This window comes from Nostoc sp. NMS2 (assembly GCF_017115105.1).
In the GTDB taxonomy this organism is placed as follows: domain Bacteria; phylum Cyanobacteriota; class Cyanobacteriia; order Cyanobacteriales; family Nostocaceae; genus Nostoc.
The window spans coordinates 17,410-32,920 of the sequence record NZ_JABXKH010000090.1 but is presented as its reverse complement, the minus strand read 5'-3'; the positions used below and the strand labels follow the sequence as shown (position 1 = coordinate 32,920).

General features: G+C 42.9%; 14 protein-coding genes and 1 tRNA gene. 11 read left to right on the top strand and 4 right to left on the bottom strand.

Annotated elements, in window-relative coordinates:
• Nucleotides 1-9: 9 nt before the first annotated feature.
• Nucleotides 10-1,533 carry a site-2 protease family protein gene (locus HWQ36_RS16650; RefSeq protein ID WP_292704866.1) on the top strand — a complete coding sequence of 508 codons (1,524 nt, stop codon included), beginning with the start codon at nucleotides 10-12 and terminating at the stop codon, nucleotides 1,531-1,533.
• 189 nt (nucleotides 1,534-1,722) lie between these two features.
• A complete protein-coding gene (locus HWQ36_RS16645) occupies nucleotides 1,723-2,316 on the top strand; it encodes an MFS transporter (RefSeq protein ID WP_292704802.1) in 594 nt (197 codons plus the stop codon).
• Nucleotides 2,317-2,547: 231 nt separating this feature from the next.
• Here the strand turns inward: HWQ36_RS16645 and HWQ36_RS16640 are convergent, their stop codons facing one another.
• From HWQ36_RS16640 to HWQ36_RS16630, 3 genes are all read right to left on the bottom strand, one after another.
• The gene (locus HWQ36_RS16640) at nucleotides 2,548-3,114 is read right to left on the bottom strand and encodes a phycobiliprotein lyase (RefSeq protein ID WP_292704801.1); all 567 of its coding nucleotides are present in this window, start codon (nucleotides 3,112-3,114) and stop codon (nucleotides 2,548-2,550) included.
• 75 nt (nucleotides 3,115-3,189) lie between these two features.
• Complete coding sequence (locus HWQ36_RS16635; protein ID WP_292704800.1) at nucleotides 3,190-3,870, bottom strand: HEAT repeat domain-containing protein; 681 nt, start codon at nucleotides 3,868-3,870, stop codon at nucleotides 3,190-3,192.
• Between the two features lie 538 nt (nucleotides 3,871-4,408).
• Nucleotides 4,409-4,493: transfer RNA gene (locus HWQ36_RS16630), tRNA-Ser, on the bottom strand.
• A 107-nt stretch (nucleotides 4,494-4,600) separates the two neighbouring features.
• Between HWQ36_RS16630 and HWQ36_RS16625 the strand changes: the two genes are divergently transcribed.
• From HWQ36_RS16625 to HWQ36_RS16590, 8 genes are all read left to right on the top strand, one after another.
• Nucleotides 4,601-4,969: a 2Fe-2S iron-sulfur cluster-binding protein gene (locus HWQ36_RS16625; protein WP_292704799.1), complete on the top strand. Its 369-nt coding sequence runs from the start codon at nucleotides 4,601-4,603 to the stop codon at nucleotides 4,967-4,969.
• Between the two features lie 112 nt (nucleotides 4,970-5,081).
• The gene (locus HWQ36_RS16620) at nucleotides 5,082-5,627 is read left to right on the top strand and encodes a thermonuclease family protein (RefSeq protein WP_292704798.1); all 546 of its coding nucleotides are present in this window, start codon (nucleotides 5,082-5,084) and stop codon (nucleotides 5,625-5,627) included.
• 325 nt (nucleotides 5,628-5,952) lie between these two features.
• Nucleotides 5,953-6,765 carry an inositol monophosphatase family protein gene (locus tag HWQ36_RS16615; protein WP_292704797.1) on the top strand — a complete coding sequence of 271 codons (813 nt, stop codon included), beginning with the start codon at nucleotides 5,953-5,955 and terminating at the stop codon, nucleotides 6,763-6,765.
• 225 nt (nucleotides 6,766-6,990) lie between these two features.
• Nucleotides 6,991-7,947, top strand: coding sequence for a J domain-containing protein (locus HWQ36_RS16610; RefSeq protein ID WP_292704796.1), 957 nt, complete (start codon nucleotides 6,991-6,993; stop codon nucleotides 7,945-7,947).
• Entirely contained in the window at nucleotides 7,947-9,158 is a 1,212-nt protein-coding gene (locus HWQ36_RS16605) for an ATP phosphoribosyltransferase regulatory subunit (protein ID WP_292704795.1), read from the top strand. Before HWQ36_RS16610 ends, HWQ36_RS16605 begins: the two co-directional genes overlap by 1 nt.
• Nucleotides 9,159-9,368: 210 nt before the next feature.
• Nucleotides 9,369-9,593, top strand: a complete 225-nt coding sequence (locus tag HWQ36_RS16600) for a ferredoxin family protein (RefSeq protein WP_292704794.1) — start codon at nucleotides 9,369-9,371, stop codon at nucleotides 9,591-9,593.
• Nucleotides 9,594-9,811: 218 nt separating this feature from the next.
• On the top strand, nucleotides 9,812-10,540 hold the full coding sequence (locus tag HWQ36_RS16595; RefSeq protein ID WP_292704793.1) for an ABC transporter ATP-binding protein: 729 nt from the start codon (nucleotides 9,812-9,814) through the stop codon (nucleotides 10,538-10,540).
• A 996-nt stretch (nucleotides 10,541-11,536) separates the two neighbouring features.
• Entirely contained in the window at nucleotides 11,537-12,358 is an 822-nt protein-coding gene (locus HWQ36_RS16590; protein WP_292704792.1) for a sulfurtransferase, read from the top strand.
• A 135-nt stretch (nucleotides 12,359-12,493) separates the two neighbouring features.
• Here HWQ36_RS16590 and HWQ36_RS16585 read toward each other — a convergent pair whose 3' ends face one another.
• Nucleotides 12,494-13,795, bottom strand: coding sequence for a hypothetical protein (locus HWQ36_RS16585; protein ID WP_292704791.1), 1,302 nt, complete (start codon nucleotides 13,793-13,795; stop codon nucleotides 12,494-12,496).
• Between the two features lie 546 nt (nucleotides 13,796-14,341).
• Here HWQ36_RS16585 and HWQ36_RS16580 point away from each other — a divergent pair.
• The coding region (locus HWQ36_RS16580) for a FecR family protein (RefSeq protein ID WP_292704790.1) at nucleotides 14,342-15,511 on the top strand (1,170 nt) is incomplete at its 3' end.

Sequence of the window (15,511 nt, the reverse complement as noted above, 5' to 3'; positions counted from 1 at the left end):
GAAGATAACATGGCATTTTGGTTTCTGTTTATCCTCCTACTGGGGCTAGCTACTTATCTAATGGTGCAGCACAGCGTCGCTCACATCACTCGAACGCCAGTATGGTTGTTGTGGCTGGTTTTAATGACACCAGCATTGCTGTTAAGTGGATGGACGCTGATATATGGAGCGAAACAACCTCCGCCACCAACGCTGATTGTTTCGTCATTATTTGTCTGCACAGTGTTGTACTGGATATTGTTTCTAAGTGGGCGACAAGTGCCAAGAGATACACAAACAGAAGTTCCAGCCCAAGCCTCAGAATCACAGCCAGTTATTCAGCCTACCCCAGAACCACTAGTGCGTCCCATTGAGCCAACAGAAGAAACTCAACTGCGAAATTGTTTTCCTTGGTCTGTATATTACGTTCAAAATATTGAGTATCGACCACAAGCTGTAATTTGCCGTGGTCAGTTGCGAACCAAAGCCAGCAACGCCTACCAGCAGATTAAGACTAATATTGAAGCACAATTTGGCGATCGCTTCGTGTTGATCTTTCAAGAAGGTTTAAATGACAAACCTTTCTTTGTACTGGTTCCTAATATTCAGGCTGCTAAAGACAAAAATACACCACGACGCGACCAAGAACGCTTAACTCGACCAGGATTAGCACTACTACTACTAGTAGCTACCTTGATAACTACTACCTTGGTGGGAGTGGGAATTTCTGGTGTTTCTCTTCCGCCTCTATGGAAAATTGGCTCTTTTTTCAAAGTTCTATCTAACCCAGATGTCCTATTCAAAGGATTACCTTATGCTTTAGGGTTAATGACTATTTTGGGTATTCACGAACTTGGGCATTATTTGACGGCTAAATTCTACAAAATTCGCTCGACGTTGCCTTACTTTATTCCAATGCCTTTCTTTTTGGGAACTTTTGGTGCATTTATTCAGATGCGTAGTCCCATTCCTAACCGCAAAGCATTATTTGACATTAGTATTGCTGGGCCACTTGCAGGCTTTGTTGTTACCTTGCCATTACTAATATGGGGCTTGGCTCATTCTGACGTGGTTCCCCTGATTGAAGAAAAAACCCGATTTTTGAATCCTGATGCCCTTAATCCCAAATATTCCATCTTACTAGCGCTACTATCGAAGCTAGCTTTGGGAAGTCAGTTAACAGCAAAATCAGCCCTTGATTTGCATCCAGTTGCAGTGGCTGGTTTTATCGGACTAATTGTGACGGCGTTAAATTTAATGCCTGTGGGACAACTAGATGGGGGTCACATTGTCCATGCAATGTTTGGACAACGAGTTGCGATTATAGTTGGTCAAGTGGCTCGCCTCCTTTTGCTATTACTTTCGTTAATCCGAGAAGAATTTTTGATGTGGGCGATTATCTTATTATTTATGCCGTTGATTGATGAGCCTGCACTGAATGATGTCACTGAATTGGATAACAAACGTGATATTTGGGGATTACTGGCAATGGCTTTGTTGATTGTAATTATTTTGCCATTACCGCAAGCGATCGCTAACTTTTTGCAAATTTAAAAAGTCTCAACGCAGCAAGAAAAATTTAGATATATTTTTCCCAACTATGGAATATTAACCATAGCTTGGTGTTTTTTATTGAAATAGACTCCTGAATTCTTCTTTAATAATTTCAAGGTTCAATATTAACTGGTTTTTTATAAAATCCCATGCTTCAATATGGAAGCAATAAATGAGAAATAAGGAACTATGCCACAGAAAGCAGCAGCTTTAAAGTTTGTGATTTTACTTGGTTTTGTTAGCCTTTGTGCTGATGCAACTTATGAAGGCGCACGTAGTATTACGGGGGCTTATCTGCAAGTTTTAGGAGCTAGCGGTACTGTGGTAGATGCGATCGCAGCGCTAATATTCGGATATCTATTTGACCGGACTGGTATTTCTATTCTGATAGTTGCAGCTTTCCTTTCATCCCTATTTGCGCCATTGGTATTTTTAGGAAACACCCAACTTGCTCTTTTAGGGATAGCATTTTGGGGTATAGGGATGGGAGCGCAAGAATCAATTTTGAAAGCTGCGATGCCTGCGGCGGGCTACGCCTACGCTGGGATGGTTCCAAAAAACAAGCGTGCTACAGCTTATGGAATTTTTAGCACTGGCTATGGTTTATCCTGGTTTTTAGGTAGCGCTTTAATGGGCATTTTATACGATCGCTCAATTACTGCCCTAATTGTCTTTTCATCCACAACTCAACTGCTAGCAATTCCTTTTTTTGTTTGGGTGAAATTGCACGTTAATACCTCAAGCAGCCTGCCAGAAGCAATTACTAGCCAGGACACAGTTTAGCGATCGGCTTTGATTATTGAACATGACTTGCGTAGGCTGGGAGTAGGGAATAGGGACTTGTACTGAGCGACTTGTGCCGAGCGAAGCCGAGTTAAGCCGAAGTAGTGGGGAGTAGAGAACAAGTCTTTTCGATTGGTACTTAATTTGTTCAAAAATCAAATAGGAGTCCTACAGGTAGGGGCAATTCATGAATTGCCCCTAAGCGCGTATAGTTTTGCGTAAGTCTACAACTTAACTCGATACTGAATTAGCCGCCTCGGAAGCCTTCGCAGCAGGTGGAAAACCACCCATACGAATCTCAGAAGTGAAGGAAGTAATACTAAATCCCCCAAAACTCTTGAGGACATTTACCCGCATTCGTAAATTGGGGCTAGCAAACCACAGGCGTTCTTCTAACCAGATATTTTCATCTTCTATAGTTAGAATCAAAGCACCATCACTGTCAAATTTATAGTGTCCAGCAACTGGAGTTTTCTTAGCATCAACTATTTCCCGCAGTAACTTGCCTTCAGACGGATTATCTGCATCGGGTACTGAAACTAACACAGTTGAACCACTATGTTTTGTTTGATCCTTATCCATTGTGCCATTCCAGTTAATTTTGATAGCACAGGAGGCGGAACTGGGATTAATTTCGTACTGTTGACACAGTTTGATCGCTTCTGGATCATCTACTGCCAACGTCTCAATGATGATGTCTGACTTACTATTTTCAGATTCATTCAAAGCCAAATGTTGACTAGTCCGATGAGAAAACCATTTACCAGTACTTAACTGAAAAAACTCTTCAATATTCATGAATGAAATTACCCTGCATCAAAATGCTAAAATTCCCACTTAATTATTAAAAGGTAGCAGGAGGCTCTAATATTATTAAGCTTGATTGCCTATTTCCTCAAGCTTCTTGAGGCCAATTCTGGCTGCCTCAGCAACGTTGAAATGATTGTCTTTTTCTAAGTATTTTAAAGCTGAGACACTCTTGGGAGTAGGGAGATTACCCAAAGCTTCTGCTAAACGCTGTCTGACTAACCAATCATCTGATTGGGCAAAGCGTAGAATCTGATCGACAGACTCAATATCTTTAATTTCTCCAAGCGCAGAAATTGCAGCTTGTTGCAAGACTACTTCTTTGCTATCCAATGCCTGAAGAAGAAGTTGACGGGCACGGGGATCTTTAATGTTACCTAGAGAAACGGCTGCACTAAAGCGTACTAGCCAGTCAGTATCTTCATAAAACGCCCGTGAAAGCACTTCAAAGGCTCTGGCATCACCCAAATATCCTAAAGCACCGGCGGCATCAGCGCGTATACCATAATCAGGGTCATTTTCGAGAATTCTGACCAAAATTGAATAACATTCTGGCGTTGGCTTGATTCCAAGGGCAAATATTGCCATCGATCGCAGTTGCAAAGATTCGTCGTTTAGTACCTTTTTAATTAAAGGGACTGCATCTTCAGGAGCAACATTCCGCAGATTAGCAAGAGCTACCATGCGATCGCGTAAGTTCGGACTTTCTAACTGAGTAGAAATTTCTTCTAAGCTGAGAGCTGTCATGTAGTTCAAAGCGTTTTCTTTACTTATCTTAATTTACCTGATCCTTTCATCAGGCTGTCACCATCGTGAAGTAGGAGTTTGGCGACTTTACAAAATGGCTAAATTATGAGTGAACAATAAACAAATGTTACAAGAGGCGGTAGGGGGAAGGACAATACGGTTCGGTTAAGGGAAGAGACGCGATTTATCGCCGTTAAGACAAAGGACTGATTATTGTCTTGACGGCGATTTATCGCGTCTTTGCGATCTATAACTTTTCCTAATAAAATGAGGTACATTATAGCCCCCTATCGAAGAGCGGGGAGGGGGTTGGGTTTTTGTACTTCACTCAACTGGGAACCGCTATATAACTTTTATCAAAAAACCTTATCGGAACTGTATTGGAACCACATTGGTTTTTACGATACCTTTCCTGCGGAACGCTAACCCACTTTCAAAGCAATTTTAAGAATATATTTGGCAATATACTGCTTTTTAAAGAACCCGACTATTTGTAGAAATCTGGTTCAACCTATATATTTTAGACTAGTTTTGAGAACGGAGAGGGGGGGATTCGAACCCCCGTTAAGTTCCCCTAAACAGACTTTCCAGGTCTGCGCCTTAAACCGCTCGGCCACCTCTCCAGGTGCCACAAGTTACGATCATACTATAGAATCCCATAAAATGCAAAGATAAAGAAAGATATTCTTAGATTGAATCTGAAAGTCCTAATTCCACAACACAAATCCAGATGTCCCGTACATACACAATTAGAGTTCGCGATCGCGCCACTGGCAAAACATACACCCTACAAGTGCCAGAAGACCGCTACATCCTGCACACTGCCGAAAAACAAGGGGTAGAACTACCGTTTTCCTGCCGCAACGGGGCTTGCACCGCTTGTGCTGTGAGGGTATTGTCAGGAGAAATTTATCAACCAGAGGCGATCGGATTGTCGCCAGATTTACGTCAGCAAGGTTATGCCCTTTTGTGTGTGAGTTATCCCCGTTCTGACTTGGAAGTAGAAACACAAGACGAAGATGAAGTTTACGAACTCCAGTTTGGACGCTATTTTGCTAAGGGGAAAGTTAAAGCGGGTTTACCGTTAGATGAGGAATAGACAATTGAAGAAGGCAGGGAGCAGGGGGCAGGGAGCAGGGGGCAGGGGACAGAGGGTAGGGGGTAGGAGGTTCTGCTTGCTAGGCGCAGCAGGGGGCATAGGAGAATTTGTGATGGTTGTGAGTCTTGGTAACTGGGTACAAAAAATAGCCATTTTGGTTTGTTTATTGCTCTTGGTGAGTTGCCAAAGTAAAAACCAACTGCCAAATAATGAGGCTCAGGTGAAAGTAGCGCGGGTAGTTAGTGGGCAAAGTTTGGAAGTGTTAGGCATGGCTGAACAACCAAATTTGATTTCTCAAGTGCGGTTAGTTGGCGTTGATGCACCAGATTTGCGACAAAGACCTTGGGGGGAAGCAGCAAAAGAACAGTTAGAGAATCTAATTGGTGGTGCAGAAGAATCGGTCAAACTGGAGTTTGATTTAGAAGCAAAAGACAAAATCGGGCGAACTCTAGCTTATGTATGGAAAAATAAAGTGTTGTTGAATGAAGAATTAGTTAAACAAGGCAATGCAATGTTTGTTGGGCGATCGCCTAACCACAAATATGACCAGCGTTTAGAACGTGCCCAACAATGGGCTAGACTCATGGGCCAAGGAATCTGGAACCCAGAAAAACCCATGCGCCTCACTCCCGCCGAGTTTCGCCGCCAAAATCTTTGAGGAGTGGGGAGTGGGGGATGTGGTTCGACTTCGCTCACCAACCGGGAGATGAGGGAGATTAGCGCTCTTCTATTACTCTCGTTAAATAAAAATTCAGAACCCTTGATTTTTAAGGCTTTGATAAATTTACGAGTAGGTTGGGTTGAGGGACGAAACCCAACACGAAAAACCCTTGGTTTTGTTGGGTTTCACTAAAGTTCAACCCAACCTACATTTTTTCTTTCATCAGAGTCATAAAAGAGCGTTAGGGAGCAGGGGAAGAAGAATTAATAACCAATGACAAATGACCAATGACAAATGACAAATGACCAGTGACAAATGACAAATGACAAATATACAAATTTTTCTAGATATTGCTACAGAAGCAGCCTTAGCTGCTGGTGCTATTTTGCAAGGTTACTTGGGTAAGTTAGAAGACGCAATTATTGAAAAAGGTCGCCCTGGTGATTTAGTCACGGCTGCTGATAAAGCCTCAGAAGAGTTGATTTTAGAAATTTTGCGTCGCCACTTTCCTGATCACTCTATCCTCGCTGAAGAATCAGGCAAATTAGGTGATCAAGAGAATCAATACCTCTGGGCAATAGATCCTCTAGATGGCACAACTAACTACGCCCATCAATACCCGTTTTTTGCAGTTTCTATTGGGCTGTTAATTAATGGTGTTCCAGAAGTTGGTGTAATTTATGACCCATTCCACAATGAGCTATTCAGTGCAGCTGCTGGTTTGGGAGCAACGCGAAATCGCCGCCCTATTAAGGTTTCGGTAACATCTGAACTGAGTAAAAGCCTACTAGTGACTGGTTTTGCCTACGATCGCCGTGAAACCTCTGATAACAACTACGCAGAATTTAGTCACCTCACCCATCTTACGCAAGGGGTTAGACGTAGCGGTTCAGCATCGCTAGATTTGGCTTATGTTGCCTGTGGACGTGTCGATGGTTACTGGGAACGAGGGCTTTCTCCTTGGGATATTGCCGCCGGGATAATTTTGTTACAAGAAGCTGGGGGCAAAGTCACCGCATACAATGGCACTCCTGTCAAAATTGAGTCAGGTAGAATTCTGGCCACAAATGGTTATATTCACGACTCCCTCAGTAACGAACTGTTACAGGTTCCGCCACTATCAGCCTGGGTATAGCACGTGGGAGTGGGGGCAGTACCGTTCGGTTAAGGAATTTTTTGGTTGAGGCAGGCAGGCAGGGGAGAAGAAAAGCTGTTCTTGAGAGAAGAATTACTGAACAATAACCCTCTTGCCTCCCCTGCCTCCCCTGCTTATCCGAACCGTATTCGAGGTGGGGGCTTTCCCTCCGACTTTGGGTAAACTAAAAGGAATCTAACTGCTCCTTTGGTGCAAAAAGTCTATATGTCTTTCAAAATAGATCGTGGATTATTTAAATATGATTTCATAGATTATCACGCAGTATTGGGCGTTCCAGTTGATGCGGATGTCAAAGAGATTCGGAAACGCTATCTCCAAATTGCCCGCCGCTTACACCCGGATAGTAGTTTTACTGAAAGTGAGGAACAAAAACAGCTAGGTAACGAATTGTTATCCAAGCTGGTTAACCCAGCTTACGAAAAACTTGCTGGCGATCGCACTCGCACGGAATATATTTTAATCTTGTCGCAAATTGGCAAGCGTCTGCTACAAGAATCTACTTCGGTAACTCTCAACACCGACTTGGCTAAACAGTTAGTCCAGTCACCTAATCTCGATCATGGCTATAAAAGTGCGATCGCTAAACTAGCTCAAAGCCAATATGATTCTTTAGAGCAAGTGCAGCAAGTCATTGCCCAAGTTAGTGAGTTGAATTTAGTCTATTTAATGCGGAGTGCAAGCAAACCATCCGCAGTGCCGCCGCCACCTGCTCAACCCAAAGTTCAATCAGGTATACCTCAGCCAAATACAGCAAAAAATACACTCCCAGAACCACCACCCCCAAAAGAAGACACGGTTGTAGAACAGTATTTTCGTCGCGCTCAATCTTTGATAGACAAAAACCAATTTGCCCAAGCCAAAGTAGAGTTACAAGATGCCCTGAAATTAGAACCTAAAAATAGTCGCTGCCATAGCTTAATTGCAATGGTGTATTTGAGGCAAAATCAGTTAAAAATGGCAAAAATCCACTTTGAAAACGCTTTAAAGTTAGATCCCAATGACGAAACGGCTCTGCAATGGAAACCTAAAATAGATAAGGCTTTAGGACAACAACCTGTTGATCATAAGGTGACTTCATCCGCCAATAATGGAGATAAGCAACTAGATAAATCTGGTAGTGGTGGTTTGTTCGGTGGTTTGTTTGGTGGGAAGAAAAAATAATGGTGTATCAACCAGCATCGGGAGCCAGGGATTTATTGCCCTTGGATGTGGAGAAAAAACGCTGGATTGAAGATCGGTTACAGCAGGTGTTTCATCGTTGGGGATATCACAGGATTATCACCTCAACTTTAGAGCGCATGGATACCTTGATGGCAGGGGAAGCAATTCAGCGCCAGATGGTGATTCAACTACAAAATGGCGAAGATGATGAATTAGGGCTACGTCCAGAATTAACAGCATCTATTGCTCGGACTGTTGTCACTCGGATGGCAAATGCAACTTATCCGCAACGGTTGTACTACAACGCCAATGTGTTTCGCCGCACGTGGGAAAGTAGGCATAATCGCCAGCAAGAGTTTTATCAAGCTGGGGTGGAGTTGTTAGGTGCTGGCGGATTGCTGGCAAATGCGGAAGTACTGCTGTTAGTCGCAGATTGTTTAGCAGCATTGGGTTTGCGGCAATGGCACTTAATTTTAGGTGAAGCGGGAATTACGCGATCGCTCCTGAGTGCATTTCCTGCTAATTTACAGGATAAAGTTCGCAGTGCGATCGCTCATCTCGACCGCATTACTATAGATACTTTACCCTTAAGTGACAAACTACGCGATCGCGCCAGAATCATGCTGGATCTACGCGGCCCCAGTGCAGACGTGTTACAAAAAGTTAGTAGTTTGGATCTAGATGAAGAACAGCGAGAGGCAGTGAATAACCTCAAATCTCTAGTAGAGTTACTAGAATCAGAGAAAAAATTTCCCTTAATCCTCGACCTCAGCCTGATCCAGACCATAGATTACTACACTGGTATTGTCTTTGAAGTTGTCAACGACACCGAATCCCAAGCCAGAGTTTTAGGGCGTGGTGGTCGCTACGACCAGCTTTTGGGTCTATATCATCCCCAAGGAGAAAATATACCCGGAATTGGTTTTGGACTCAATATCGAAGATTTATACCAAATTTTGTTATCCACTCAGCAATTACCGCAAGTAACCCCAGCGAGTAACTGGTTAATAGTACCAGAGACAGCGAGTGCTAACGCCCCTGCTTTTGCCTACGCTCAAAAACTTAGAGATTCCACCCATTTAGTGCGGGTAGAAATTGATTTAGGGGGAAGGGATGCAGACGCTATTCGCCAATATGCACGCGATCGCAGCATAGCCCAAATTGCTTGGATTAAAGCTGATGGTTCCCCAAAAATTGAATCATTGCGTTAAGTGAGTTGGGAATTGAGCATGGGGCATGGAAAAGAGGCAGAGGGGCGGGGGGGCAGGGGGAAAACTCTTCTCCCTTGCTCCCTTGCTCCCTGCTCCCTTGCTCCCTGCTCCCTTGCTCCCTGCTCCCCCTACTCCCCTGCCCCCTGCCCCCACTCCCCCCTCCCCTGCTAGGCTAGAAATAGCCGATACAGAAAAGAGGGAATCGAGAATATGCCGCACACAATTGTTACAGAAGTCTGTGAAGGCGTAGCTGACTGCGTAGAAGCCTGTCCAGTAGCTTGTATTCATGATGGACCAGGCAAAAATGCCAAGGGAACAGATTGGTACTGGATTGACTTTGCCACTTGCATCGACTGTGGTATATGTCTCCAAGTTTGCCCAGTAGAAGGGGCGATTCTTGCAGAAGAACGACCAGAGTTGCAAAAAACCCCATAATAGTCCATAGTCAACAGTCAATAGTTATTTCTGACTTGACTGTTGACCTTTATAGGCAGGGGGCAGAGGGAAGGGGGCAGAGAGAGCAAGGGAGCAAGGGAGCAGGGAGCAAGGGAGAAGAGTTTTCCCCCTGCCCCCCGCCCCTCTGCGTCTTTTCCATGCCCCATGCCCCCTGCTCCCTGCTCCCTGCCCCTTTTCCTCTTTTTGACAAATGACAAATGACAAATGACTATTTACTAGATGTTCAAAATGTCCATGCTGGATACATCAAAGATGTAGATATCTTGCAAGGTGTGAATTTCCTGGTTGCTCCAGGAGAATTGGTAACAGTGATTGGCCCCAACGGTGCTGGTAAATCTACTTTGGCAAAAGCAATTTTTGGGCTTTTGATCCCCCACACAGGCACAATTACCTTCAAAGGTGAAAATATCGTGGGGCTAAAGTCCAATGAAATTGTTCAACGAGGAATGTGCTATGTACCGCAAATCGCCAATGTTTTCCCCTCCCTCAGTGTTGAAGAGAACTTGGAGATGGGTGCTTTTGTGCTTAATGTTCCTCTGAAACCAATTAAAGATAAAATATTTACTATGTTTCCCAGACTAAGCGATCGCCGTCGTCAACGGGCTGGTACTCTCTCTGGAGGAGAACGCCAAATGCTAGCGATGGGCAAAGCTTTGATGTTGGAACCTAGTTTGCTGATTTTGGATGAACCATCTGCTGCTTTATCCCCGATCTTGGTGACACAAGTATTTGAGCAGATAAAACAAATTAATCAGGCGGGAACTGCGATCGTATTAGTAGAACAAAATGCCCGTAAAGCCTTAGAGATGGCTAATCGCGGCTATGTACTGGAGTCTGGACGCGATGCTATCTCGGGCCTAGGTCAAGAACTGTTGAACGATCCTAAAGTGGGTGAACTATATCTGGGAGCAGGTAAAAGGCATTAACCATCTTTAATCACTCTTGCCCCCATTCAACATAACACCACTTTAAATAAGGAAACTTCACGAGCCGATAGCGATGTCGAAGGCGTTCTGCGCCTACGCTATCTATAAACTAATACAAAAGCTATAACAATTCCTGCCACTGCCGCGACCGTCGTTTTCGATGCTCAAAGAATTCTCCCCAATAATCCTTGCGTTTCTAATCACATCTACAGCAAGTAAAAAGGTAAAACAGGACATTCATTCAGGAAAAAATCATAAAAATGCAAATTAACCGGATTTGCCAGAACCCAATTGAACAAGAAGGCGTACTAAACTTCCTATATATAAAGCTCTGCATCATTTTTTGATATAATTCTGAGTCACAATAACTATTGCAAAGCCGCTCCAGAGAGAATCTGGGACGTTTTTCATGGTATAAAAACGCCTATGTTTACCCCAATCAAAATTGATTGAGTGCTTTTGGCAATTTGGCATCCAAAATTTTTCTGTTCCAGTTTTAATTGATATATCAGCAGGGTTACTGGGACATTGAGAAACTTCTACAAGGGATCGAATCCCGTCTCAAAAATCCCACCCAATGGCCAGTTGTTGACGCTCACGCTCTGTAAACTACCTTAATGGTGCGATGCAGTAAACAAGCACAAGCAAGCATCACCGCTTCACTACAACTGGCTAGAAATCAAACAGAAAACACATAAGTAGATTGGCGCAATTAAAGCTAACTGGCAAGGGTTGTCATTTGTCCTTTGTCACTTGTACTGAGCGTAGTCGAAGTATTGGTCATTAGTAAGGACTTTAAGCCTGTTTACGTTTCGCAACATAATTTGGTTTATAAGATGATAAAGTCATCATTGGTGACGTCATCCTAACTCTGGCAAAGACCTGATTAGCGCGATCGCAATCACAACTGATGACACCGCCACCACCAACCATGCACAAACAGTAGTAATAAATCGTATTTGTGCCAGTTGCGTAAGTCCTCTAAGATAATTCCCAATGCCCAATTCTCAATTTGTCGTTTCGCCAGCTTGGTTATTTGAACATTTAGAAGATTCGCAAGTTGTTATTGTTGATTGTCGCTTTTCTTTAGCCGATCCAAAACTAGGACAACAACAGTACCAAACAACCCATATTAAAGGGTCATATTACCTAGATTTAAATCAGGATCTTTCCAGTTCAGTGGGTAAGCATGGCGGGAGACATCCTTTACCTGAACCCAATGATATAGCTAGCAAATTTGCGGCGATTGGGGTAAATTACCAAAAAACTCTGGTTGTAGCTTATGATGATTCCCGCTTTGCCTTTGCATCTCGTCTATGGTGGCTGTTGCGCTATCTCGGACATGAGCAAGTCGCGGTACTCGATGGAGGCTTTGCTGGATGGCAAAAAGCTGGTTATCCGATTACAGATGTCATTCCTCAACCCCGGATGTGTACGTTTGTAGCTGAAGTACAACCAGAAAAAGTTGTAGATATTAATGTGGTGAAAAATCGGAAAGATAGCGACAAGGTAGTATTGGTAGATTCGAGAGAAAGCGATCGCTATCGAGGTGAACGAGAGCCAATTGATAAAATTGCCGGACATATTCCTGGTGCAGTCAACTATCCTTGGCAAGAAGTTACAGACTCTTCCGGCTACCTACTCCCTCAAGATCAACAACGCCGTCGGTGGGAACAGCTAGAAACAGCCAAAGAAATCTTGGTTTATTGCGGTTCTGGTGTTACTGCTTGCGTAAATTTACTTTCTTTAGAATTAGCTGGCATTAACAAAGGTAAACTTTATGCTGGTAGCTGGAGTGATTGGATTTCTTATTTATAGTCATTAGTCATTAGTCATTAGTCATTGGTCATTGGTCACTTGTACTGAGCGTTCGCATAGCGTCTCGTAGAGAAGCCGAAGTATTGGTCATTGTTTTTTGACAAAGGACAAAGAACAAATCACAAATGACAAATTTCAAAACTGACCTAATTGCAAATTGTAGTTAATGGTGAAGAACCAGCCATCAAAATCAATGTTTTCGGCGGTTGAACTACCTAAACTCATTCCAGCTTGTACATTCATATAAGTGGTATCGGATATTCGGTAATTTAAGTGTCCAAATATTCGATGGAATTGGTCTTCCCGATCGCGCTGTGTAAAGTCCGAGAAGTTCACCTGGTAGTCAATACCAACCTGGAGAGGTTTTTGCAAGTAGTAGTTGAGAGACACCCAAAAGGAATTGATTATCCGATCGCGACTTTGGGGGTCAGCAAAATTTACACTTAATTCATAAAAGCTGTCTAGCGTTAATTTTGGAGTTAATGGATCTCGCCGTCCCAAAGATAGTTGTAGGGAATTCTCGTTTAAAAAGCGATCGCCTGCTTTGAAGCTATCCAGGCGATCGCTGTTGTTAGCATAAAATAATTGTTGATTGTTCCAACTGAGTTCTCCGTACATTCGTTGGGATAGCTGCTGGTAAAGACTGAGATTGAATCTTAGCTGGTTGTAATGGTATTGTGACTGATTTATATAACGAATGAGATTGCCATCTATTGAGCCATTTAAAAAAGTTTTAGATCCCAAAGGGAAATATGCAGAGGTTAGCGTCAGTCCAGAAATAATTAAACCATCTTCTATGGGACTATCATTTGAGGAAAAAATATTAGTCGTTTGGAAATAACCGACACGTCCCTCTAGATAGCCTATGGGTTTAAACTTAGGTAAGGGTTGTTCGATTGGTGGAAGAGGAGGCATTTCTAGGGGTTTTAACCGCACCCGCAACCCCAATTCGCGATCGCTATCAGACTCAGGCGGTGATTTTGGCGATCGTAGAAGCTCTAGTAGCCTCTCTAGCCTTTGGGAATAATTTATATCAGGTGCATTTAATAGTTCCTCTTTTGAATCTGAAGGAGATGTAGGCAAAACACTTGGCTGCGATTCTAGCGGTGGCGGATCATTTTGCTTTTGAGTATCTCCAAATTCTTTGGTTGAACCTGTATCGGTTTGTGTAGCTTCGGGTGTTTGCTGTGCCAGATTTAACGGCATTTGGGAGTCTAAAGCATACGACTCACTGGATTGCTTGCACAAAGAGTTCATTGCCTCTTGCTGCAACTTCTGACATAGCTGATAAGTTACCTGTGTGCTTGCTAAATTTTTAGAACGCCAAATCTCTGTATTTGCAGATTCTGCCGCATCTACTCTAATGCAACACCAGCTTCCACCACCGGAAGCTAACAAAATACAAAAAAACAAATTCTTCCAGTTTTTGAGTCGCATCTGTTAGATTGCGTTAATCGCATTTGGCAAATGTAGACCCACAAGGTATATCAGAAGTTCCGACTCAGAAGATACAATTGAGTGCATCTATCTTAACCTTGTAAGTATATACTGAAACTACAAACTGATATTGCTGATTTTCGGATTTTTCCCAGATTTTTTTGCAAAACTGAGATGATCCGATATAGTCCATTCTGCTAAACTTTAGGGAAATATAGTCCTGAAGTTACTTCACAACACATCCCTAACAATTTCTTGCCTCTGTAGCCGATCTGATTAGAATCGATTATATGTAAGGTATTTCTCATTTAATTATTGATATCAAGTACTAAATTTTAAATTTGCCGCAGGCTTGATTGTATATGATATAAATTTAAAGATAAAAACTGAAATAAACTAAATAAATGGCTATTCATTTTTATTATATCTATATAAATGTAGACAATAATGCAGATAAATTTACTAAATAAACTCATTACAACAATTATTAGCAGTTTAAATATTTAAGATTTTTGGTATTAGTTGAAGTCCACAAATTTTCAAACTATGTTTTATAAGTCGTTTCCACTATTAGTGATTAGTTTATGGGGAGTTATAGTACTGCCTTTGCCAAATAGGGTAAGTGCCATAACTCCTCTAACGCGAGCAGAAATTCAGGATCTTCGCAACATAGTACAACTAATACCCAAAGATAAACTAAAGAAACGTCCTGCACGTAAATTAGACGCAATGACTCCTGGTGACGGGGTGGCAACTGGTCGAGCTTCCCTAGCAGATTTGCGTTTCAATGATGGCTCCTTGGCACGAGTTGGAGAACAGGCGTTATTTCAATTTTTGCCGAAGACTCGTGACTTTAAACTTTCAAATGGGACTGTGTTGTTACTCATCCCACCAGGACAAGGGCAAACACGTATACAAACACCAAATGCAGCAGCAGCAATTCGTGGTTCAGCATTATTTGTACGCTACAACCAACAAACAGACACCACGATTGTGGGTGCGCTGACAAATAGCGGCATTGAAGTTTCTAACAAAGAAGCTTCTGAAACTCAGGTGTTAGAAGCAGGGCAAATGGTAATTATAGTTAAAGGGAAATTTGAAAGGTTATATGATTTTGATCTGAGAAATTTTTATGAAACAAGCCAACTAGTTCGGGAACTTGATTTGAACAGGCAAAGTCCTGTGCCTAAACCTGATCCTGCAATCATTAGAGTTCAAGCCGAAACTGCTGCGGCTTTGAAAGCACAGCCACCGATAAAAGGTGAGGGAGTAATTGAAAACCCCTCTTTTGTGCAGCTAACTCCTACACCCGTAACCCCAACTAAGACAACACCCGTAACTCCAACTCAGACAACATCTGACACCCCAACTAAGACAACACCCGACACCTCAACTAAGACAACACCCGTAACTCCAACTCAGACAACATCTGACACCCCAATTAAGACAACACCCGACACCTCAACTAAGACAACACCCGTAACTCCAACTCAGACAACATCTGACACCCCAATTAAGACAACACCCGACACCTCAACTAAGACAACACCTGTAACTCCAACTCAGACAACGCCTGTAACCCCAACCCCAACTGAGACAACACCTGTAACTCCAACTCAGACAACGCCTGTAACCCCAACCCCAACTGAGACAACACCCGTAACTCCAACTCAGACAACGCCTGTAACCCCAACCCCAACTGAGACAACACCCGTA